Below are 562 nucleotides of genomic sequence, written 5' to 3'. Positions count from 1 at the left end.
TCGTCACCGGCATTGAGCACGATGTTCTGCCCGGCCGTGAGGTGCTGGTGCTGCTGGGCCACGCTGTCGATATGCTCGCTGGCGGCGAGGGCGATGCTGCGCGAGGTGGCCACGGCCACGCCGGCCGGGGCGCTGACGGCCACCAGCGGTTCGCCGCCCTGGCCTGCGCTCTCGGGGTGGTCGTTGGCGCCGTGGTCAAGCTCGCGTACGGCAGTGGTCAGGGTCTGCTGCGGCTCGGGGTCGTGGCCGATACCCTGGTTGTCGCCGGCCACCTGGCCGAGGTTCCTGGCCAACTCCAGTGCGCTCTCCAGCAGGGCGATGGCCTGCTCGCGGTCGAGCTGGCCGCCATTGGCGCCGGGCTGGGCCTCGGTTGAGAGCAGCAGGCCTCTGGCCGCGCGCAGGGCGGCGCTGGCATCGGTGCGCAGCTCGAAGCCCTCGCCACGGGGTTCGCCGCCCTTGGGTCGCGGGTGGGTGAGGTAGCCCAGGTGGAGGGCCGTGTCGGCATGGTCGCTCATCAGCGCGGCGCTGATCTCGCCATGGGTGTCGTCGATGCGCAGCTCGT

1 protein-coding gene is annotated in these 562 nt (G+C 72.1%); it reads right to left on the bottom strand.

Translation table 11 applies throughout. From position 1 onward, the window contains the following. On the bottom strand, nt 1-562 hold a 562-nt coding region (locus ACF8GB_RS01245), incomplete at both ends, for a type VI secretion system Vgr family protein (RefSeq protein ID WP_392526450.1).

The organism is Pseudomonas sp. xss_4, from assembly GCF_043104125.1.
Classification (GTDB): domain Bacteria; phylum Pseudomonadota; class Gammaproteobacteria; order Pseudomonadales; family Pseudomonadaceae; genus Aquipseudomonas; species Aquipseudomonas parafulva_B.
Note: the sequence above shows the minus strand (reverse complement) of the source record. Positions and strands in the feature narration are given on the sequence as shown.